The sequence below is a fragment of the Paenibacillus urinalis genome, from assembly GCF_028747985.1.
GTDB lineage: Bacteria > Bacillota > Bacilli > Paenibacillales > Paenibacillaceae > Paenibacillus > Paenibacillus urinalis.
In genome coordinates, this window is the sequence record NZ_CP118108.1 from 4,910,696 (window position 1) to 4,932,163 (window position 21,468).

Below are 21,468 nucleotides of genomic sequence, written 5' to 3' on the forward strand. Positions count from 1 at the left end.
AATGCCAAAGATTGGCACCGTCGGTAGGGTTCTCGCGGGGGTTTGCGCTTGATCTGCCGGCCCGCCAGACGCTTGTTCCTTACGCTCTATCATGACGTTCAATCATCCTTTGCCGCTAAGAAATTTTAGAATGTGAGCTGCTGGCTCCTGAGCCTGCTGTTTCAATGCAGCGATAGCCTCTTCTTTGTCCGCAAGCCATTCTGCATGGGAATCCAGCATGTCATTAAGTGTAGCAAGCAGCTTGTCTGCATCCAGCGATTCTGTGCTGCCGACAGGCTCACTGTTCAGTCGATGCAGGAATGCATCGATCTTGGGATCATAAGATACACCTGCGAGCGGTACCCGCTGTGATGCAGCGTAGATCAGACTGTGCAGACGCATCCCGAGGACGAGCCTGCATCGGGATACCTCCAGCAGCATCATTTGTGGATCGGTCTGCTGGGAGCAGGTACTCACCTTGCTGCCTGTCCCATTCAAATGTCCAATCTTCTTCTTCACATACGCGGAGGCTTCCTCATCCGAAGGAAGGTGGAACGGAAGCAGCCGGATATGCACTTTGCGCTGCTCCGCGAGCTTCTTGAGTCCTTCGCCGATGGCATCCAGCTCTCTTCTCTCCTTGTCCCAGAAGCGAACCGACACCCCGATTACAGGCAGGTCTTCCTCCTCCTGTCTCGGTGTCGTTCTTCTTGCGCTTCCTCCGCCATACGCAGCGGCCTTCTTCACCTTGGATTCATCGGGCAGTGGCAGTCCCATGACAGGGTCTGGGACGACTTTGACATCATTCCACTGTATTCCATAGCTCTGAATGAGCTTGGCTGAGTCATCGTCACGTACGGAGATATATTCACAGTGTTTGAATACCCCACGGATCATCGGGTGAAAAATCTTCCGGTGTACAGGGCCGATGCCCTGAGCATATATAAACGTTGGCTTCTTCATATTCTGTGCCAGTTTAAGAATGCCCAGATAATAAGGAATGGACTTCCAGCCCGTTGCATCCTGCAGCAAGCTGCCGCCTCCGCTGATCAGACCGTCGCTCTCCTTAATGGCCCGCCGAACCTCTCCGAGCTTCATCCGATGTACGGCTCTCACGCCATACGTCTGCTGTGTCCATTCCGGATCACTCGATAAGACGATGGGCTCAATATCAATTGACGAACGCTGGCTTTGTTCCGCGAGCGCTGTAAGAATCGACTTCAGCACCGCTTCATCGCCGCTGTTTCGAAAGCCGTAATATCCTGAGATAACTATTTTCTTAGTAGTATTGGTGACCATTTTTTCCAACATCCTTCCAAAACTTGCCACACCAGTATTGCAATCAGTCCAACAATCAGTCCCAGTCCGAGACCAAGCAGTCCGCGAATTAGCGATAGATGCACTGGTGTATGAATGTGAGCGAATGTGCCCACCATAGATAGCTGTGCAATAGCTGCAATGATTAGCAAGTAAATCCCATGACGGTATTTAAGAGCAATAAATGCTCCTACCACGAACATCGGATGGCCCAGCAGGAACTCCTTGTTACGCGGACGTACGCCAAACGTATTCTCAAGGAATGTACGCAGCTGTGCTTCAAACGGCAGTACCGTTCCGGCGTTCCCAGTTCGAGTCATATAGTAATAGCCTACCACACCGACAATACCCACTGCCACTATCATCAAAATCGTGATCGGCCGGTTCAGCAATTGGCGAATTGAAGCGACTGATATCGACTTCAGGTAGAAAAATACATAGATGGCAACGAGCAAAACAGGTCCGGAGTACAGTATACTTACGCCTCTAAATTGATCAATGACGAGTGAATACGTAATGTTGTTAAGCAGTGCAACCATGAACGGAACACCAACGAAGGACAGAATGGATGTCCATACATATAGCAGGATGCTCTTCGATAACCGGCTCTTCACCGATAAGTCAGGCGTCCTCACCTGTGCAGCATTGATCTTTCTTACCGCAAGGATCATCGCAACGGTTGGTGCACTGATCGCAGCCAAGAGAGCCAACGCTTGTTCAAGCAGAGTGGGTCTCAGCAGGAACAGTCCAGCACTTCCAATCAGTCCGAGAATAAAGGCCGGCAAGGTCAGGAACGGAATAAAGTAGGATATCATCAGCGCAATCATCGCCACGCTGCCGACAACGACGACGGCCTTAAAGTATCTCTCACCGCCTGTTTCTGCAACATTAAATGGCTCTGCCTTACCCATGACAAAACCGTTGTCTTCCATTCGCTGAACCGCATTTCCTTCTTCACCTAATGCATCCATCAGGTTATCCAAAGGATCCGTTACTTGGGCCGTAAGTGCACTTCTTGCCGGAGCGGCATTCAGGTACAGCATTCGGATGTTCCGATCCTTCGTTGCCAGTGCGAATCGATCCGAGATCACGTTCACATCCAGGTTCGCATCCGATTCACTAAGCGAATATAGACGAGTGACATTATAATCCGTCAGGTAGGCAAGCGTGCTGAATCCGCTCTGAGGCTTCTTCAGATTCTCGATGGCAGCAAGCCCGATCCCATGCTTGTTCATTAGTTCTGCAAAGGCAGACAGACTCTTCATGTCTTCATTATCGTTATAGCCCTTAACTTTATCACCATCAAACAAGATCCGCGATACACCATATTGCTCAAAGGTCTCCATCATCGCAGCAGCTGCTTCTTGATCATACGGCAGTGCATCTCCCAGACGAGGCATAATGTTAAAGCCACGCTCATGGAGGTCCGCCATCGCAATAGGATCAGGAAGCATCGGCTTCAGCTTCGCATTTTCGGTCGGCGTCTGAAGAACCAGTCCTTGTTCATTCAAATAGGTCCATGGATTCACGGGAATATCGAGTCTTTCGAAGGTATCCTCGATAATTGGAGACAATGCCTCCCGGCTCTCATCCGATGTGAAGAGAATATACGTATAGTTCTCATTAACCGGTGGGATTTGGCCTGTCAGGTTGGCCGCTTGTACACTGTCATAGATTGTAATTCTCTCTGACTTGCGGAATTCTTCCAATGTGCTCTCGTATACTGCCATCGTGATGACACCCGCATCCTTCAGCTCCGTCAGCTTCTGGTCAATAAAATCCTGTGGGTGCACCTGATAAGCTGCGACTTCGACAAGATCCCGATAATCGAACGCAAGCTCCACGTTCTTCGCACTTGATTCAGTCTTCACACGATCTGCAATGATGGGAATCGAGGCAATGAGTCCGATAATAACAAGGATCCAGAGCCATTTGCGGGATACGGTGTTCCAATACTGCCATTTTTGACGCACAAAAAGTACCTCCTAAACAAAATAAATTAAAGATAATGAATAGAGACGGTAGAAATGAAGGGAATGAATTCAGCTGAAGAAAATAAAGTTGATCCATTTCTATAATCGCATGATACATCGTTACGATGGAGGGTAATAAGTGTATAGGGTGAAAAATGACCTCCTATTTTTATACATTCCATATCATGCCCTAAGGAACCAAAAAATTCTCCTTCTCATTCAAACTTACAATCTGCTGACATAGGAAGAGCCTTTCCGCCAAACAACCCGTAACGGTGCGGAAAGGCTCTCTACAATTAAGTCTTGCTTATGTTAACTCGTTAACTCCTTGAACTTATGCATCCACACGTGCCATGACAGCTTCAATCAAACGATCAATCCGTGCTTGTGCATCTTCATAAGAAGTACCCTGTACCGCAAAATAAACCTTAATCTTCGGCTCCGTCCCTGATGGACGTAGGCAGAACCAGGATCCATCCTCAAGGATGAATTTCAGTACATTTTCTTTTGGCAGGCCGTTCAGGCCTTTGGAGTAATCCTGCATCTCTGTCACTCTGATGCCTGCAACCTCATCAGGCGGGGATGTACGCCAATCTGTCATTTTGGACTGGATTTGCGCTACGCCGTCTTTCCCTTTCAAGGTTCTCGATTGCAGTGCTTCAAGGAAGTAGCCGAACTGCTCGTACAGCTCCTGCAGTACATCGTATAACGTCTTGCCCTGGGCTTTGTAATAAGCCGCCGCTTCACAGATCAGCATCGCTGCAAGGACTGCATCCTTATCTCTCGCATAATTGCCGGCAAGATAGCCGTAGCTCTCTTCATAGCCGAACAGATACGTATGGCTGCCCGTCGCTTCAAAAGCATCCATCTTCTCACCGATATATTTGAAGCCGGTCAGTGTATTAAACACCTGTGCACCGTAATGCTCGGCAATTACCGCCCCCATCTCACTCGTTACAATCGTTTTGACGACCGCACCGTTCGAAGGCAGCTCTCCCCGCTCCTTCATCTGACTGAGCAGGTAATGGGTCATAATCGCGCCGGATTGATTGCCGGACAGTACGAAGTATTTGCCGTTCTTATCCTTCACAACCGCTCCCATCCGATCTGCATCGGGGTCGGTACCAATCAGAATATCCGCTCCAACTTGTTCTCCAAGCTCAATCGCCAGGGTGAAGGCTTCACGCTCCTCCGGATTTGGAGATTTCACGGTAGAGAACTCGGCATCCGGCTCTGCCTGCTCAGGTACAATATGCAGGTTCGTAAACCCGATCCGCTCAAGCACCTGACGAACCGGATGATGGCCTGTCCCGTGCAGCGGAGTGAATACAATGTTGAAATCCTTCGCATATTCGGAAGCGATGCGGTCACGGTTCAAGCTTACGGAAGCAACCGTTTCAATAAACGCTTCATCCTCCGCTTCGCCAAGCCAAACCAGCAGTCCTTCAGCCTCGGCTTCAGCCTGGCTCAGCTTCTTCACTTCACGAAGTGAGGAAATCTCCTGTATGTAGCTGATGACACGTTCTGCTTCGTCCGGTACCAGCTGTCCACCTGAGGCATTGTACACTTTATAGCCGTTATATTCCGGCGGATTGTGGCTCGCTGTTACGACAATACCGCCCGTTGCAGCAAGATGTCTTACGCTAAAAGACAGCTGCGGCGTAGGGCGCAGTGATGGATACAATTTAGCAACAATCCCATTCGCTGCAAGCACTAGCGCAGCCTCCAGGGCAAATTCAGGTGAGAAGTGACGTGAATCATGTGCAATGACCACAGAAGGCTGACCTTCGCCTTGATGCTGTTCAAGAATATATTTGGCAAATCCTTGCGTCGCTTTACCAACCGTATAACGGTTCATGCGGTTGCTTCCTGCTCCAATGACACCACGGAGACCCCCTGTACCAAATTCAAGCTCTCGGTAGAAGCGGTCCTCCAATTCTGTAGTGTCATTCGAGAGCTCTTTAAGCTCCTGCTTCGTCTCCTCATCGATTGAAGGATCCGCAAGCCATTGATTCAAACTGCGTTCTGCTGTTTCACTTAACATTACCATCATTTCTCCCTCCGGCCATGATCATTATTTTCTCTATGTGTTTATCCAGTAAGTACAACCATTAGAGCTGCTATTACTATATAATCATTAACCAATTTACCTAGGATCTGATAACGCAAACATGATTTCGCCTTCAGCAACCACTTTGCCTTCCACCCGAGCCGTTGCTTTTCCCTTGCCAATGGAGCCCTTCAGTCGGGTAATCTCCACCTCAAGCTCCAGCGTATCGCCAGGCACAACTTGTCCACGGAAACGGAAATTATCCAGTCCAGCCAAAAATCCGATCTTGCCCTTGTTGGCCTCGACGTTAAGAATGGCAACCGCTCCGACCTGAGCCAGTGCTTCGGTAATCAGCACACCCGGCATCACCGGATAACCAGGAAAGTGGCCTGTAAAAAACGGTTCATTCATGGTCACATTCTTGATGCCAACGGCACGCTTGCCCTCTTCCATCTCCACGATCTTGTCCACCAGCAAAAACGGAGGACGGTGTGGAATAATCTCTTGAATTTGATTAATATCCAGCATTCTTGGTAAAACTCCTTCCATTCTATGCATAACATCTCAGCTTCTCGTCAAAACTATTCTTATCCTTCATCATCTGCAGTAGTGAAGGTTAAGATAAGGGGTTTCTCTACCGCTTGCAGAACCGTAAACAGCCTTATGGGCTGCTTGCCCTGCTATAGAGAAGCCCTTTTTTGTTGTTGTTAAATGGAGCACTTGCTTTACGCACAAAGTCCCCCATCATTATACATTTTTCGGGAACAAAAAGAAAACTCCTGCTAAACAGGAGCTTCCCGTATTTTAAATGTTAACCGTCTATGGTGCAAATACCAGATCAAAAATATGCTTCCAGGTACGATAATCAAAGGCTGAGCCGATATCCTGCCCGCCAAAGACCACATAACCCGCAATCATACCGCCGACAAGTGCCAGAATGAGCAGCATAGGGATAAGCAACCAGCGCAGGACCCTCTTCCCGGATCCTTTCTTCTTCACCACAGCTGTATCTTCTTGAGTCATTACGTTCACCTATGCCCTCATATTATTCGCGAGATTTAGCATCGTATCACTGGAGCTGAGTGCACGCGCAGCCAGCTGGTATGTGCGCTGTACCTCCAGCATCTTGGTCATCTCCGCGGTCAGATCCACATTCGAAGTCTCCAGGTAACCGGAACGAATGGAGGCACCCGCAGGAACACGAGCCGCTGCATTCTCTCCAAAGACCTCTGCTTCCGTCGCACCCGGTGCTAGTGTATAGAGGTTGTCCACGCTTGCAGAGAGCCCCTCCGGTCTCATCGGCTCAACAAATTGCAGCTGACCTGCAATCGCTGCGTTAGGTGAGTTACCTATACGGACCAGCAAATTCCCGCTTGCATCCACAGCAGCAGATGAATTCACCGGTGCGGTAATCCCTTCTCCGTCTCTGCCGAGTACAGCATACCCTTCAGCAGTAACAAGTCTCATCCGGTCTTGATCTGCCGGGTCGGGTACAAATTGAAAATTCCCTGCACGGGTCCAGGCCTTCTCTCCGTTCACGTCAACTGCGAACAGTGCATTGCCTTCAATAGCCAGATCAGTCGGATTGCCTGTTGCATTCATTTCGCCCTGCGTCATATCCTGCGCAATGGAAACCATCTGAATGCCATAGCCCTGCGTAAAGCCCAGCGGCGTAGCACGGCCATCCCGGTTCAGTGGTGAAGCCTGCTCCTGAAACGTGGTCAGTACATCTTCAAAAGAAGCCTGTTTGCTCTTATATCCCACCGTATCCACATTCGCCACGTTATCGGCAATTACATTCAGGCGCTGCTGCAGACTTTGCATTGATACGAGTGCACTTATCATCGAATTATTCATAAATTATCCCCCCAAACTTAAGAGATATGTAAAGCTCTAGCCACACTGATTTAGACACGGCCAATCTCATTCACAGCCTTTTCCAGGCTTTTATCATAAAATTGTATTACCTTCTGATTGGCTTCATACAGTCGCAGCGCCGCCATCATATCAACCATAGACTGAGACGCATCCACCGTAGACTGCTCCAGAAATCCTTGCTGAACCTGTACATTATCCCCTTCTGCCAGCTGCCTTGCCGCTCCTTCGCCTGAAGGATCCAATGCAAAGTTACCATTACCTTCTCTGACAAGCTGGTGAGGCTGATCAATAATGGAAATTCCTAGACTAAGCCCAGCAGGGGTGCCGCTCACGGCATTCACCAGACGTCCTTGCTCGTCCACTTTAAATTGATTTACGGATCCTGTCAACACAATCGGCTCGCCATTATCTGACAGCACTTCGTAGCCGGTTGCACTAAGAAGCCTGCCTTCAGCATCCACACTAAATTCACCATTCCGTGTATATTTAACATTGCCTTCACTGTCCTGAACGGTGAAAAAAGCCTGCGGCTGATAGATAACGCTGCCGTTATCGCTAATATATTTACCTGACGCATCAAAAGGTACGGCCTGGCCTGTATTCGGGTCCATCACATTCAGATCGGAATACAGCGCAAAATCCATATTATTCTCCGTTGGCGTGAGCGCTCCCTGGATATTCGAATACAAGCTCTCCTCCGCATATACGCCTGTGTTGAGCAGACCTACCTTCTTATTGCCTGGCGAGGAAGCATCTCCTGTCCGCTCCAAGAGCATTTCAGGAAAAGAACGGTTCACGCTCTCCACCTGCTTGTATCCTGTTGTATTCAAGTTGGCGATATTTTGCGTCACGGTATCATGTCTGCGCTGCTGGGCTACCATTCCGGCTGCCGCTGTATAAAGACCACGAATCAACCTTACTCCTCCTTCATGCTGTCAGCATATTTGTATATATCATCTAAAGACCAGCTGTTTGATAAGTTCTCAATTTAATTTATGTACTGCTTATTGCTATATCGGCAGATTAGAACTTTTTCTTAAGGGAACGATCCAAATGATTGAGCATCAGGCCCGTCCCCTTGACGACACAGTGCATTGGGTCCTCCGCCACCAGAACCGGAACTCTGAGCTCTTCCGCGAGCAGCTCGTCCAATCCTTTGAGCAGTGCACCTCCACCGGTCAAAATCACTCCACGATCAATGATATCCGCTGCCAGTTCAGGCGGAGTCTGCTCCAGTACCGATTTGGCAGAGGCGACAATCCATTCTACAGGGTCGGACAACGCCTCCTGAACCTCACCTGATGTAACCATAATCGTCTTCGGCAAGCCGCTGACCATGTCCCGTCCGCGAATATCGAGCTCAGCCTGCTCCCCATTCGGATGTACCGTACCGATCATCATCTTAATATGCTCTGCCGTCCGTTCTCCGATCAGAAGCTTGTACTTATTTTTGATATACTTCAGTATCGCTTCGTCAAACTTGTCCCCCGCCATTTTAATAGAAGAAGAGGTAACAATCTCACCCATGGACAGCACAGCAACATCCGTCGTCCCCCCGCCGATATCGACGGCCATATTTCCGCTCGGCTCATAGATGTTCATACCTGCGCCAATGGCTGCCGCTTTGGGCTCCTCCTCCAGAAATACTTCCTTCGCCCCACTACGTTCTGCCGCTTCACGAATCGCCTTCTGTTCTACAGAAGTGATATTGGTTGGTGCACATATTAAAATACGGGGACGGCTGTACCAATTCTTGCCGCCAACCCGATGGATGAAATATTTAAGCATCGTTTCGGTAATATCAAAATCAGCAATGACCCCGTCACGCAAAGGCCGGATGGCCACGATGTTCCCAGGTGTGCGCCCTACCATGCGTCTTGCTTCTTCTCCAACGGCGAGGACTCTCTTGGACCCGCTCTCAATCGTAACGACAGAAGGCTCGTCAAGCACAACTCCGCTTCCTTTCACGTGAATAAGCACATTTGCTGTGCCAAGATCAATGCCGATATCCTTGCTAAACATATTAAAGAGCCCCCAAAGTGATATTTTATAGGTCCGGGATTTTGCATAAGTTGAATGGTTAATGAATGAATTTATGCAAAATCCTCATGAAAATACGTTGTTTGCTGCATATCGAATCTTCCACCACTCGAATGATTCAAATGAATGCTTAATCCCTCATATAGCTATTGTTCGACAAAAGACAGCAACTTTATGTGAAAGTTCAATCGTATACTAGTCATATTTCGACGTAATCCCATCTTTTAACATATCATACTTCAGGGGAGGTATTCAATGCATTTGTATGCTTCTGGTCCTATCTTAAGCAGGGTGATCTCAAGATTTGCTGGAGGCGAGCACCTCCCGTTTTTTGCCGCTCGATTTCTTATATTTGATCTTGGTGGCTTCTCCTCCCCGCAAATGACGGATGGATTTATGATACTCCAGAATGTGCTTTACCTGATCGGCAAGATCAGGGTTGATTTCCGGCAGCCGTTCGGTCAAATCCTTATGCACCGTGCTCTTTGAAACGCCAAATTCTTTGGCGATCGTCCGGACCGTATGCCTCGTCTCAACGATGCAGCGTCCAATCTTAATGGTCCGTTCCTTGATGTAATCGTGCACGCTCCCGCCTCCCTACTGTGGATAGTTTGGTACATTATATGAGGGGCGTGCCTAGATATTCACGGTTTCAAAGGGTGACAAGCTTCGGTGGATGGATTTATTTTCATTTTCATTATCCACAGGTTTGTCCATTTCCGCGATTTAAGCGGCAAAAAAGAAAAAACAGCGGGTTTCCCCGCTGCTTTATTAAAGATAGAACTTTTCTTATTTTTGTGGCAGGTACTGTTCTGGATTAACCGGTTTTCCTGCTTCGAACACTTCAAAGTGTACGTGGTTGCCAAGATCCTTCTTCAGCTCGCTGGTTCCGGATGAGGCAATGATATCACCTTGTTTAACCTTGTCATCCTGTTTCACTGTTACGTTAGACAAGCTTTGGTATACCGTCTTCAAATCGTTGTCATGTGTAATTTCAACGACCATTCCGTTTAACGGATGTGTTTCAACACGAGTTACGGTACCGCTCATTGCTGCTTTGACTTCAAAGCTCTGATCATCTGCTCTTGCGAGGTCAATACCGACATTGGCAAAAAACGTTTGGTCATACTCTAGCAATGCACTTGCTTTTTCTTCACTCGATGCTTCTGAATCATAGAAAGGCTTCACGACACTTACATCAGCTGGGCTTGCAACCGGCCATGCGAGATTCTCGGCTGTACCTTCTCCTTCACCGCTGCTAGCAGGCTCTTCTTCTAGATTCACTCCAGTGGTAGGAACCGATTCTCCTGTTTCTGAAACCTCATTTACGGTCTCATTCACTAGAGATTGTCTGGTTGTGTCCTGGTAGACCCACACTAAAGTTAGTATAATAGCTGCTGCGGCAATGTAAGCTGCCGGGTATACCCACCGTTTGGACAACAGCCTTTTCCAGGATGAAGGTTGTGAACTTTGTGCTCCTTGATTGGATTTTGGAGCATCTTCTTGGTTCTGATTTTTGTTTTGTTCATTCATATTCTATCACCTCAGTAACAAGTGTTACCGGGCGCAACTCTTTTATACTCGCCTATTAAAATATTTATGAAATTTTTTGAGAGTTCAGGATTTCTCGTTATATAAGAGCTCAGAAGCTCGTCCGAACGATATCCCGGTATAGTAGTGTTTGAGAATCTCTGTTGCTGTATATCCTTCCAAGGCCATGCCGTTTGCTCCCCACTGGCTCATGCCTACGCCATGTCCGTAGCCGATCGTCGTGATCGTAATCTCATTTCCTTTGGTAGACCATTTGAACTCACTAGATCTGAGCCCCAGCAGCTCTCTTATATCTTGTCCGGAGAAAATCTTGCTGCCTACCCGAATCTCTTTGATCCGATTCCCCTCGGTCTTAGAGATGACTTCGATAAAAGGCTTGGCCCCTGTGTTATTCGTAGACACCGGCACCGGATCCGGAATGACATTCAGCTTATTCATAAATTCCACACGTGTCATCGTCACACTCTCTTGGAATCCAGGTGCAATCTTGGCATCCCATGGACTGGCCACGCTTCTAAGGTAAGGAACCGCCTCCTGCCACACTTCTTCGGAGTTCTCTGTGTATCCATTGCTGGTGGAGAAGAAGGAGGCCGTAATCGGCTGTCCTTTGTATGTCATAATCGAATCCTTGCTCTCCCTTACAGCCTGCTCCAGCTTGGCCCATTCCTCTTGCTTGCCAAGCTCGGCCCACTTGTCCTCCAGACCGCCGTACGGATGATAAACCTGGTGATCCACGGTATCCGTGACATCGGCGCCGCTGACCGGAACACCGCTGGCATCGCCTGCGGCGAGACGCTTCACGATATAGGTGCGCGCGGCAATGGCCTGCGCCTTCAACGCCTCGAGGCCGAAGTCCGAAGGCATTTCGGCCGCCAGCACCCCGGTGACGTACTGCTCCAGCGTCACCGTATCGATGGTGCCCGTCTCCTTCAGGTAGACGCGCACCATGGGTTCGGGATACACCTGGGCCGGCTGCGTAACGGCCGATCCAGGTGTATCCGGCGCTGAGGCAGCCGGCGGAGCTGCTGCCTCCTGCGGCGCCTTCCCGCCGGTGCTGCTGCCGGCGGGAGGCGCGGTTTGCTCCGCCGCTGGCGCTGGCTGCGGCGGAGTTCCCTCGCGGGGCCAAGCGAGCACTGCTGGAATCAGCAGTGCAGTGAGGGCCAGCCCCGCGAGGCCGGCGGCAGGTGCGAAGCGCCGCCGAGGAGGGCGCCGCGGGCTGCTGCCGCGGCGCCAGACGTAACGGGCCGTGGCGGGAGCCGGCCCGTCCTCTTCGTGAGCAGCCGGCGAACGATCCGGCTGCGGCTCCACCCCTGGCTGCAACTTACCTCCTTGCTCTGCCTCCGATTCCGATCCTGCCGCAGATTTCTCTGCCGTACCGAAGAAAAACACCTCAGGCAGCTTGTTTCTGACAGAGGCCGTCTGCATGCTCCCTGATTGATGTCCTGCATGCTTCTCAGTGAAGTCATGCTTGACGGGCGCCTCCTCAGCAGTTGTAATCTGATGATTCGGATTCTTTAGCATTTTGCTCTCTTCTTTTTTCTGTATCCTGTTGATATCTATTAATGTAGAGTCAGCGTTGGGATCAAGTTCGTTCTGCTTCTTTTTTGAGATGATGTACGGAGTAATCCCCGCCATTTCCTGTTCTGTCGAATTAGAATCAACAGAACGGGGATCAGGCCATGGGATTCGGACGATCCGGCTTCTTCGATAAGTGCGAACTCGTTCTTTCTTATAAGATGCATTGCTGCGTATCTTGCTCATCTTCGCGTTTCCCTCCGTTCTATTTGCCTGCCATGTTTCAACCAAGGCTCGTAGAGACTTCATAGAATATACATATGAGTCCCCACCATCTGATAGAACTAAATAAGAGAATCGAAATGAAGATACTAGCAGATCATTAGAGAGTGAATGTACAGCATAACCAACCCGCAAACGCGCTTCCCGCCCGTCATTATAAACAATCTCAAATTCTCAATATAGGAATGGTTACTGCTTCATATTAGAAGCTGCTACTAATAGTAGTGATCACAGGCTCTCATCCTTGCAACTTCCCAGTTCGTAGAATTACGCCTTTAGTACCTTACTTCGATGACGATAAAGATAAAAAAAAGAACCAAGGCTGCTAGGAGCCTGGTTCTCTGTTCGAACACACTGTTGCATATATTTGTACTATCCTTAAGCTAAGCTGGATTGAACTTTGAAGAGAGGTGTTTCTTCCGCCTTCTTCTCGCTTGCCTTGTTCTCCAGCTTCGGCTCTTCCACAGATACACGGTAAATGTCAGCACCAAGGCCGTTCAGCTTCTCAGCCAAATGAACATAGCCACGATCGATATGATGTACACCACCGACTTCTGTTGTACCGTCAGCAATTAAGCCAGCCAAGATCAGAGCAGCCCCTGCACGCAGGTCCGTCGATGTAACTTTGGCTCCGGTTAGCTTAGCACCGCCTGTAATAATAGAAGAACGACCTTCTACTTTAATTTCGGCATTCATCAGATTAAACTCATCGACATGCATAAAGCGATTCTCAAACACCGTTTCCGTTACAACACTGGTTCCTTCAGATTTAAGCAAGAGCGCCATCATTTGCGACTGCATATCTGTAGGGAAACCTGGGTATGGTAAGGTTTTGACATCCACAGCTTTGAGAGGGCCGTCCGCAATCACACGAACACCATTCTCATCAGGAATAATCGTTACGCCCATTTCTTCCATCTTGGAGATGACAGGACCGAGGTGATCCGAGATCGCTCCCTCGACATAAACGTCGCCGCCTGTAATAGCAGCAGCTGCCATATACGTACCTGCTTCAATCCGGTCAGGAATAACGGTGTGCTTCACGCCGTGAAGTTTATCAACTCCATCAATACGAATGACGCCTGTACCCGCACCGCGGACTTTAGCTCCCATTCCATTGAGGTAGTTCGCTAGATCAACGATCTCAGGCTCTTTTGCCGCATTCTCAATCGTCGTTGTTCCTTCAGCAAGTGTAGCTGCCATCATAATATTCTCTGTCGCGCCAACACTGGCTACGTCCAGATAAATCTTAGCTCCGCGCAGCTTGCCGTTAGAACGTGCTTCTATATAACCTTGACCTAGACTGATTTCTGCACCCATCGCTTCAAACCCTTTGAGATGCTGGTCAATCGGGCGAGTACCAATGGCGCATCCGCCTGGTAAAGATATTTTTGTATAACCCATCCGAGTTAGCAAAGGACCCATAACTAAAAAGGAAGCCCGCATTTTCGTAACCCATTCGTAAGGGGCCTCGCACGAAGTTAGTTTCGTTGCATTTACGGTAATTACCTCATCCTGGTATTGTACTTCCGCTCCTAGCGATTCCAGTACTTTGTTAATTGTCATCACATCGTCGAGAGGAGGCGCATCAATAATTGTGCTTACTCCTTCTTCCCCTAAGAGAGAGGCGGCGATGATCGGAAGAACTGAATTTTTAGCGCCGCTGACTTTGACACTTCCGGTCAATCTCTTGCCTCCGCGGACGATAAATTTGCTCATCATGGTTCCCTCCGCGCGTTTTTTTCCCTTTTCTGCTTACAATCTTAGATCCTGTAAAACAGATCATCCGTTGCTTGCCCGAATGAATCGGAAAATTCGACATCATTACTTAATGTTCGTCAAGATGTCTTTCTTCAGAAAAGAATCGTTTTCATTGTTATTAGAATAATTTTATCGTAACTACACTACAAATCGAAGAAAAAGCGAGTCATTCGCTAATCCCCTAAATTCCATCATAACACCTGATAAATAAAGGAGACAAGCATTTTTTCATATAAGGCAGAATATTCTAGCTCCGGCTTCCATTAACACTTGTTTGACCCTTATTTTACAGGGACACTTATTACTTTCATTGTTCACATAAATACATGATGTTATTCGACAAAAGCCGTGTTGTTCTTGCCTAACAGAGATTAACCAGCTTTATATATCTTTAAAACAAGATTTTTATAAAATTATTCTTTACCTTGCTTTATGGTAATGCTCCGGGCTGAATCAATTTCCTAATTTAAGTTATGAAATCGATTTTGCTAAGTGAATTTATGTAAATTCACTAGAACAGATATCTCAGCATTTGAGTCCAACTCAAATACTTCAGTATGAACTCAGACACGAAATGACCAATGACGATTGCGATTAACAGCTGCAGCATCCTTGCTTGAGGACTCTGCGGGTGACGTACGAACAAATCCAATTTCAGATGCTGTAATGACCACCAAGCTAAGGCAACACAGGCGAGTGAAACGATCATCGCTACCAGACCATTCACACTAACCGCTTGATTAAGCTGGTCGTTCACTAATTGATCCATATCCTACCCTCCGCCTTTATCATAACATCAGAAAATCACACACTGAGAAATCATAGTCGGTAGACGCCCCCTTGTCAACATGCCAAATATCATATCTGACTGCCAATATACGTCACCTCCGTCAAAATTGTTCTCTTTCAGACACATTTCCTGTTTGTCCGGGTAATTCTCTGTCATTTCCTCGGAAATAATATCAAAAATAAAAGAAGGATCTGGGACATATTCATGCCTCAGATCCTTCTTCAGTTCATCTATTTTTAGAATGATCTCAAGCTTCATTCTAACTTATGATTACTGACCGGAAACTTTAAGCCGGTTCATGGCTTTTTGCAGTGCAAGCTCAGCACGTCTGTGATCATATTGATCACGATTGCTCGAGAGACGTGTTTCTGCACGCTCTTTCGCAGCTCTTGCACGATCAACATCGATCTCATTAGCCAGCTCCGCACTTTCAGCCAGAATAACGACCTTCTCTTTGCGAACTTCAACAAATCCACCGGCAACGGCGATTCTTTGCTCTTTACCGTTCGCTTTAATCGTTACAGGGGCAATCTGCAATGGAGTCACGAAGGGTACGTGACCAGGTAAAATACCCAGTTCTCCCTCCAGACCACGAACAACCAGACTGTCTGCCTGTTCAGAGTAGATGAGTCGCTCCGGAGTTACGATTTCCAATAAAAAGGTGCTCACTGTCATCCCTCCTGAACACTATCCGCAAGGGATAGTTCACTTCATGTGTGGATCATTAGTTCTAAGGCTTAAGAACTATTCCATTGATTTTGCTTTTTCTACAGCTTCTTCAATAGTACCCACGAACAAGAATGCAGCTTCCGGAAGATGATCGTACTTACCGTCGAGGATTTCTTTAAAGCTGCGTACTGTTTCTTTAACAGGAACATATTTACCCGGAATACCGTTAAATGCTTCTGCTACGTGGAACGGCTGGGACAAGAAACGTTGAATTTTACGTGCACGTGCAACGAGCATTTTATCTTCTTCACTAAGCTCGTCCATACCTAGGATCGCAATGATGTCTTGAAGCTCATTATAACGAGCCAAGATACGTTTAACGCCTTGTGCCACATTATAATGCTCTTCACCCACAACGTCCGGAGTAAGAATACGGGAGCTGGAAGCAAGAGGATCTACCGCTGGATAGATACCCATCTCAGAGATTTTACGCTCAAGGTTGGTCGTTGCATCCAAGTGAGCAAAGGTTGTAGCTGGAGCCGGATCCGTATAGTCATCGGCAGGTACATAGATCGCCTGGATGGAAGTAACGGAACCTGTCTTCGTGGAAGTAATACGCTCTTGCAATTGACCCATTTCCGTTGCAAGTGTAGGCTGGTAACCTACCGCAGACGGCATACGGCCGAGAAGTGCGGATACTTCAGAACCCGCTTGAGTAAAGCGGAAGATGTTATCGACGAAGAGAAGTACGTCTCTTCCTTCTTGATCACGGAAGTACTCCGCCATTGTAAGACCAGTCAACGCTACGCGAAGACGTGCGCCTGGTGGCTCGTTCATCTGACCGAATACCATCGCCGTCTTGCTGATAACGCCGGAGTCCGTCATTTCATGATACAAGTCATTACCTTCACGTGTACGCTCACCAACACCGGCAAATACGGAGATACCGCCGTGCTCTTGCGCGATGTTGTTAATAAGCTCCTGAATTGTAACCGTCTTACCTACACCGGCACCACCGAAGAGACCGATCTTACCACCCTTGGCATAAGGAGCAAGCAAGTCGATTACTTTGATTCCTGTCTCAAGCATTTCTGCTTGTGTAGACAATTCTTCAAATTTAGGCGCTTGACGGTGAATCGGGTTACGAGTAACTGTTGCTTCAATTGCAGTTCCGTTATCGATTGGCTCACCCAGTACGTTAAATACACGTCCCAGAGTAGCCTCACCAACAGGAACGGAGATCGCTTGTGTAGTGTTCACTGCTTCCATACCACGTACAAGACCGTCAGTGGAAGACATGGCAATACAGCGTACACGGTTGTCACCAAGATGCTTTGCTGCTTCAAGAGTCAGATTGATCTCAGTGCCGCTGTCTGTAGTTGTGTTGATCGTAATCGCATTATTAATATCTGGGAGTCCGCCGCGGTCGAACTCGACGTCAACGACCGCACCCTGTATGCTGACAACGCGTCCTTTATTCATCTTTTAGTTCCCTCCTACAAGCTATAACAGATCAAAAAGTCCAAAGAAATAGATATTTCTCCATTAACATTAAGCCCTGATTAGCCTTCGATTTATATTATTCCGTACATGACTTTAAGATTGAGCGTTAGCTCCCGCAACGATTTCCGTAATCTCTTGCGTGATTGCAGCCTGACGAGCACGGTTATACGTAAGAGACAGCTCACCAATAAGCTTGGAGGCATTCTTCGTCGCAGATCCCATGGCTGTCATCTTGGCACCGAGCTCACTTGCTTTACCGTTCAAGAGCGCACCATATATCAATGTTTCTGCGTAACGTGGAAGAAGAGCTTCCAGCACGGCTTCCGATGAAGGCTCATACTCATATTGAGCAGAAGCACCGGAGGACTGCTGTTCTGGTCTTTCCATAGGCAGAAGCTTCTCAACAGTAGGCACTTGAGTAAGTGCATTCACAAAACGGCTGTAGCAGATATAGATCTCATCAAATTTGCCCTCTTCAAACCCACTTACCGTTTGGTTGGCAATGGTTTTGATGTCCGCAAAAGAAGGCGAATCCGATAGATCCGTTACATCCAATTCAATGGCCTGTTCCCGGCGTCTGAAGTAATCCCGACCCTTTCTTCCGATGACATAGAGAACATACTCATCCTGGGATGAGTGGCGTTCTTTAAGGGTAAGTGTGACTTGACGCAGGATGTTGGCATTGTATCCACCCGCAAGACCACGGTCTGAAGTGATGATCAGATAAGCCGTTTTCTTAACCGGACGTGAGACAAGCATCGGATGACTGACCTCATTGGAGGAAGATGCGATGCTTGTTACGACTTCCTTAAGTTTCTCGGAGTATGGACGAGCAGCTTCTGCTTTCTCCTGGGCTTTTCTTAGCTTGGAGGCGGCGACCATCTCCATTGCTTTGGTGATTTGCTTCGTGCTTTGTACACTTTTGATTTGGCGCTTGATTTCGCGCATGCCTTTTGCCATTTTTTTCACCACCTTAAAGTTTTGACGGAGTCAAAACTAACTTCGTAAGCGTAAACCTTAGAGTTTTTGACGGAGTCAAAAACTTACTTCGTAAGCATAAACCTTAAAGTTTTTGACGGAGTCAAAAACTAGCATCGTAAGCATTAACTTAGTTTTGACGGAGTCAAAACTAACTTCGTAAGCATCAACTTGAGGTTTTGACAGAGTCAAACCCATTCCGTTTCCATTTAAATATATATGTCTTTATGCAAGCAGGCTGCGGCGTACGTTAGCCGCGCAGCCTGCTTGCACAAAGTATATAAGCTCAATCAACTCACTGCGCGAGCAATGATCTACTTATACAGATGTAGAAAAGCTCTTTCTGAAGGTCTCGATTGAATCCTTCAATGCAGCTTCGTTGTCAGCTGTAATTTCTTTAGTTGTACGAATCGATTCCAGGACTTCTGGCTTGTTGCTTACCATGAAGCTGTGGAATTCCTTCTCGAAGCGAGTTACATCGCCAACAGGAATTTCATCCAGGTAGCCTTTCGTCGCTGCATACAAGCTGATAACCTGCAGCTCAACTGCCAGCGGCTTGTGAACATCCTGTTTCAGAATCTCCATCATGCGCGCACCACGGTTCAGACGAGCTTGCGTTGATTTATCAAGGTCAGAACCGAACTGGGAGAACGCTTGAAGCTCACGATATTGAGCCAGGTCCAGACGCAGGGAACCTGCTACCTTCTTCATGGCTTTGATCTGAGCGGAACCACCGACACGGGATACCGAGATACCCACGTTGATCGCTGGGCGTTGACCTGCGTTAAACAAGTCTGCTTCCAGGAAGATCTGTCCGTCTGTAATGGAGATTACGTTCGTTGGAATATAAGCGGATACGTCAGAAGCCTGTGTTTCAATGAACGGCAACGCGGTTAATGAACCACCGCCAAGCTCATCGTTCAGCTTCGCTGCACGCTCCAGCAAACGGGAGTGCAGATAGAAGACGTCACCCGGATATGCCTCACGGCCCGGAGGACGACGAAGCAGCAAGGACAACTCACGGTATGCGGATGCTTGTTTCGTCAAGTCATCGTATACCACGAGAACGTGCTCACCTTTGTACATGAAGTACTCACCAATCGCACAGCCTGCGTATGGAGCGATGTACAGAAGCGGTGAAGGCTCAGATGCAGATGCAGTAACAACCGTTGTGTACTCCATCGCACCGTTACGGCGCAATGTCTCAACAACCTGTGCTACTGTGGATTGCTTCTGTCCGATCGCTACATAAATACATTTCATTCCATTGCCTTTTTGGTTCAGGATTGCATCAATCGCGATTGCTGTTTTACCTGTTTGACGGTCACCGATGATGAGCTCACGCTGACCGCGGCCGATTGGAACCATTGCATCAATTGCTTTGATACCTGTTTGCATTGGCTCATGAACAGATTTACGTGCCATAACGCCTGGAGCTTTATTCTCAACTGGACGGAACTGAGTTGTTTCAATTGGTCCTTTGCCATCGACAGGCTCTCCAAGTGCATTAACAACACGGCCGATCATGGCTTCACCAACAGGAACCTGCATGATTTGACCTGTACGCTTCACTTGATCGCCTTCACGGATATCCGTGTAAGGTCCCAAGATAACGATACCTACGTTGCTTTCTTCTACGTTCAGTGCAAGACCCAATACGCCAGTTGAAAATTCAACGAGCTCACCGGACATTACGTTCTCGAGTCCATATACGCGGGCGATACCGTCCCCGACTTCGATTACAGAACCAACCTCGCTAACTTCGATGTCCGTTTTGTATTGTTCGATCTGATTTTTAATTAAAGTACTGATTTCCTCAGGTCTGATACTCAAGTGTCCTCACCCCTCACAACTATACTCGTCTACTGAAAGACTGTTCTATCCGTTTCAATTGACCTGCGAGACTGCCATCATAAACCGTATCACCGATGACGACCTTCAGTCCGCCGATCAAACTCTTATCGACAATATTTTCAATGCGGAGCTGTTTATTGATGCGATCTCCAAACTCTTTCGACACCGCTTGCTTTTCTTCTTCATTCAGCTCATAAGCAGAATAGACGCGAGCGTTAACCATACCCAGAGACGAAGCTTCAAGATCCAAATAGCTGTCAACAACAGCATCCAGAATCTCAAGGCGTCCGCGTTCAATGAGCAGCTTAACTGTGTTCAACACAGGTTCAGAGACTTTCTCTTTCACTGCATCAAGAACACTCAGCTTTGTAGAAACACTCACATTTGGAGATGAGATAAATTTGAAAACGTCGCGATCTCCCGTAATGGAGCTTGCAACCGCGTGAAGTTCGGCTTCCACTTCCAGGACGGATTGTTTCTCGATCGCCACATCATACAATGCTTTGGCATATCGTTTAGCAACTACCGTATCCCGACTCATGGTCTGCCTCCTACTTCATTTAGATACTTCTCAACCAGCTCTTCTTGAGCCTTGTCTTCCTTAACTTCTTTATCCAAAATTTTGGAAGCGATCTGTACAGATACCGTTCCAAGCTCACTGCGGAGAGCCGCAACCGCTTTGTTCTTCTCGCTCTCAATATCACGAGCCGCATCCGTCTTCAGACGTTCCGCTTCTTGTTTCGCCAGATCAATAATTTGCTCGGCTTGAGTTGAACTCGTCTTGCGGGATTGTTCGATAATGCCTTGAGCTTCATTGCGCGCTTCTTGAAGGGCAGCCTTCTGCTCTTCTACATATGCAGTAGCTTGCTCACGAGTCTTCTTGGCATCTTCCATTTGCTGCATTACCATTTCACGACGCTGTTCCATAACTCCAAAAAGCTTCGGAAAAGCGAATTTATGCAGTAACACATAGAGGATACCAAAAGCCACCATGGCAATAACAATGTTTTCCCATAAAATTGTCACTCAGGTCACTCCTTTCCAGTTATCACATTATGCCTTAACAAAACGAAGGCGCGGATGGCATCGCCCTCCCCGCCAAACCGTAAACCTAATATTAAGAGAACATAATCAAGAACGCGATAACCGTAGCGGCCAAAGGAACTACCTCGACGATACCAACACCGATAAACATTGTTGTTTGCAATGGACCACGAGCTTCTGGTTGACGAGCGATAGACTCGACTGTTCTACTTACGATCATACCGTTACCAAGACCTGCGCCAAGGGCACCTAAACCTACTGCAATAGCTGCTGCTAACATTTCCATT

The 21,468-nt window shown here is 47.8% G+C and carries 20 protein-coding genes; all 20 read right to left on the minus strand.

All coding sequences use genetic code 11. From position 1 onward, the window contains the following. Window positions 1-102 precede the first annotated feature (102 nt). The 20 genes from csaB to atpE all read right to left on the minus strand — a co-directional run bounded on the left by csaB (window position 103) and on the right by atpE (window position 21,467). A complete protein-coding gene (gene csaB / locus PUW25_RS22785; RefSeq protein ID WP_274338460.1) occupies window positions 103-1,275 on the minus strand; it encodes a polysaccharide pyruvyl transferase CsaB in 1,173 nt (390 codons plus the stop codon). Then, complete coding sequence (locus tag PUW25_RS22790) at window positions 1,248-3,266, minus strand: DUF5693 family protein (RefSeq protein WP_274338461.1); 2,019 nt, start codon at window positions 3,264-3,266, stop codon at window positions 1,248-1,250. Before PUW25_RS22790 ends, csaB begins: the two co-directional genes overlap by 28 nt. Before the next feature lie 334 nt (window positions 3,267-3,600). Next, complete coding sequence (locus PUW25_RS22795; RefSeq protein WP_274338630.1) at window positions 3,601-5,316, minus strand: phospho-sugar mutase; 1,716 nt, start codon at window positions 5,314-5,316, stop codon at window positions 3,601-3,603. Between the two features lie 96 nt (window positions 5,317-5,412). Beyond that, the gene (gene fabZ, locus PUW25_RS22800; protein WP_047912381.1) at window positions 5,413-5,844 is read right to left on the minus strand and encodes a 3-hydroxyacyl-ACP dehydratase FabZ; all 432 of its coding nucleotides are present in this window, start codon (window positions 5,842-5,844) and stop codon (window positions 5,413-5,415) included. 291 nt (window positions 5,845-6,135) lie between these two features. Then, window positions 6,136-6,339, minus strand: coding sequence for a DNA-directed RNA polymerase subunit beta (locus PUW25_RS22805; protein ID WP_274338631.1), 204 nt, complete (start codon window positions 6,337-6,339; stop codon window positions 6,136-6,138). Window positions 6,340-6,348: 9 nt separating this feature from the next. Continuing rightward, the gene (locus PUW25_RS22810) at window positions 6,349-7,173 is read right to left on the minus strand and encodes a flagellar hook-basal body protein (protein ID WP_274338462.1); all 825 of its coding nucleotides are present in this window, start codon (window positions 7,171-7,173) and stop codon (window positions 6,349-6,351) included. Window positions 7,174-7,223: 50 nt separating this feature from the next. Next, window positions 7,224-8,108 (minus strand): flagellar hook-basal body protein, encoded by an 885-nt coding sequence (locus PUW25_RS22815; protein WP_274338463.1) that lies wholly within the window; start codon window positions 8,106-8,108, stop codon window positions 7,224-7,226. A gap of 109 nt (window positions 8,109-8,217) precedes the next feature. Further along, window positions 8,218-9,216, minus strand: a complete 999-nt coding sequence (mreB, locus tag PUW25_RS22820) for a rod shape-determining protein (protein ID WP_274338464.1) — start codon at window positions 9,214-9,216, stop codon at window positions 8,218-8,220. 315 nt (window positions 9,217-9,531) lie between these two features. Continuing rightward, window positions 9,532-9,819, minus strand: coding sequence for a sporulation transcriptional regulator SpoIIID (gene spoIIID, locus PUW25_RS22825; protein ID WP_047912385.1), 288 nt, complete (start codon window positions 9,817-9,819; stop codon window positions 9,532-9,534). 204 nt (window positions 9,820-10,023) lie between these two features. Continuing rightward, window positions 10,024-10,767: a M23 family metallopeptidase gene (locus PUW25_RS22830; protein ID WP_047912386.1), complete on the minus strand. Its 744-nt coding sequence runs from the start codon at window positions 10,765-10,767 to the stop codon at window positions 10,024-10,026. 84 nt (window positions 10,768-10,851) lie between these two features. Then, window positions 10,852-12,546: a stage II sporulation protein D gene (gene spoIID / locus PUW25_RS22835; protein WP_274338465.1), complete on the minus strand. Its 1,695-nt coding sequence runs from the start codon at window positions 12,544-12,546 to the stop codon at window positions 10,852-10,854. 414 nt (window positions 12,547-12,960) lie between these two features. Next, window positions 12,961-14,301, minus strand: coding sequence for a UDP-N-acetylglucosamine 1-carboxyvinyltransferase (gene murA / locus PUW25_RS22840; RefSeq protein WP_047912387.1), 1,341 nt, complete (start codon window positions 14,299-14,301; stop codon window positions 12,961-12,963). A gap of 553 nt (window positions 14,302-14,854) precedes the next feature. Then, window positions 14,855-15,112, minus strand: a complete 258-nt coding sequence (locus PUW25_RS22845) for a DUF1146 family protein (RefSeq protein WP_047912388.1) — start codon at window positions 15,110-15,112, stop codon at window positions 14,855-14,857. Window positions 15,113-15,403: 291 nt separating this feature from the next. After that, window positions 15,404-15,802 (minus strand): F0F1 ATP synthase subunit epsilon, encoded by a 399-nt coding sequence (locus PUW25_RS22850; RefSeq protein ID WP_047912390.1) that lies wholly within the window; start codon window positions 15,800-15,802, stop codon window positions 15,404-15,406. A gap of 75 nt (window positions 15,803-15,877) precedes the next feature. Next, on the minus strand, window positions 15,878-17,284 hold the full coding sequence (gene atpD, locus PUW25_RS22855) for a F0F1 ATP synthase subunit beta (protein ID WP_047912391.1): 1,407 nt from the start codon (window positions 17,282-17,284) through the stop codon (window positions 15,878-15,880). A gap of 114 nt (window positions 17,285-17,398) precedes the next feature. Beyond that, window positions 17,399-18,265, minus strand: a complete 867-nt coding sequence (gene atpG, locus PUW25_RS22860; RefSeq protein WP_205054599.1) for an ATP synthase F1 subunit gamma — start codon at window positions 18,263-18,265, stop codon at window positions 17,399-17,401. Window positions 18,266-18,601: 336 nt separating this feature from the next. Next, the gene (gene atpA / locus PUW25_RS22865; RefSeq protein WP_205054598.1) at window positions 18,602-20,116 is read right to left on the minus strand and encodes a F0F1 ATP synthase subunit alpha; all 1,515 of its coding nucleotides are present in this window, start codon (window positions 20,114-20,116) and stop codon (window positions 18,602-18,604) included. Between the two features lie 19 nt (window positions 20,117-20,135). Then, window positions 20,136-20,678, minus strand: coding sequence for a F0F1 ATP synthase subunit delta (locus PUW25_RS22870; protein WP_274337609.1), 543 nt, complete (start codon window positions 20,676-20,678; stop codon window positions 20,136-20,138). Further along, window positions 20,675-21,163, minus strand: coding sequence for a F0F1 ATP synthase subunit B (gene atpF / locus PUW25_RS22875; protein ID WP_205054596.1), 489 nt, complete (start codon window positions 21,161-21,163; stop codon window positions 20,675-20,677). Before atpF ends, PUW25_RS22870 begins: the two co-directional genes overlap by 4 nt. Window positions 21,164-21,254: 91 nt before the next feature. Further along, window positions 21,255-21,467: a F0F1 ATP synthase subunit C gene (gene atpE / locus PUW25_RS22880; RefSeq protein WP_091160819.1), complete on the minus strand. Its 213-nt coding sequence runs from the start codon at window positions 21,465-21,467 to the stop codon at window positions 21,255-21,257. Window position 21,468: the final 1 nt, after the last annotated feature.

Bases quoted from the DNA above. Each gene is read 5' to 3' on its own strand.
- csaB (WP_274338460.1), bottom strand. From the start codon at position 1,275: ATGGTCACCAATACTACTAAGAAAATAGTTATCTCAGGATATTACGGC.
- PUW25_RS22795 (WP_274338630.1), bottom strand. From the start codon at position 5,316: ATGGTAATGTTAAGTGAAACAGCAGAACGCAGTTTGAATCAATGGCTT.
- fabZ (WP_047912381.1), bottom strand. From the start codon at position 5,844: ATGCTGGATATTAATCAAATTCAAGAGATTATTCCACACCGTCCTCCG.
- PUW25_RS22805 (WP_274338631.1), bottom strand. From the start codon at position 6,339: ATGACTCAAGAAGATACAGCTGTGGTGAAGAAGAAAGGATCCGGGAAG.
- PUW25_RS22810 (WP_274338462.1), bottom strand. From the start codon at position 7,173: ATGAATAATTCGATGATAAGTGCACTCGTATCAATGCAAAGTCTGCAG.
- mreB (WP_274338464.1), bottom strand. From the start codon at position 9,216: ATGTTTAGCAAGGATATCGGCATTGATCTTGGCACAGCAAATGTGCTT.
- PUW25_RS22830 (WP_047912386.1), bottom strand. From the start codon at position 10,767: ATGAATGAACAAAACAAAAATCAGAACCAAGAAGATGCTCCAAAATCC.
- spoIID (WP_274338465.1), bottom strand. From the start codon at position 12,546: ATGAGCAAGATACGCAGCAATGCATCTTATAAGAAAGAACGAGTTCGC.
- murA (WP_047912387.1), bottom strand. From the start codon at position 14,301: ATGAGCAAATTTATCGTCCGCGGAGGCAAGAGATTGACCGGAAGTGTC.
- PUW25_RS22845 (WP_047912388.1), bottom strand. From the start codon at position 15,112: ATGGATCAATTAGTGAACGACCAGCTTAATCAAGCGGTTAGTGTGAAT.
- atpD (WP_047912391.1), bottom strand. From the start codon at position 17,284: ATGAATAAAGGACGCGTTGTCAGCATACAGGGTGCGGTCGTTGACGTC.
- atpG (WP_205054599.1), bottom strand. From the start codon at position 18,265: ATGGCAAAAGGCATGCGCGAAATCAAGCGCCAAATCAAAAGTGTACAA.
- PUW25_RS22870 (WP_274337609.1), bottom strand. From the start codon at position 20,678: ATGAGTCGGGATACGGTAGTTGCTAAACGATATGCCAAAGCATTGTAT.
- atpE (WP_091160819.1), bottom strand. From the start codon at position 21,467: ATGGAAATGTTAGCAGCAGCTATTGCAGTAGGTTTAGGTGCCCTTGGC.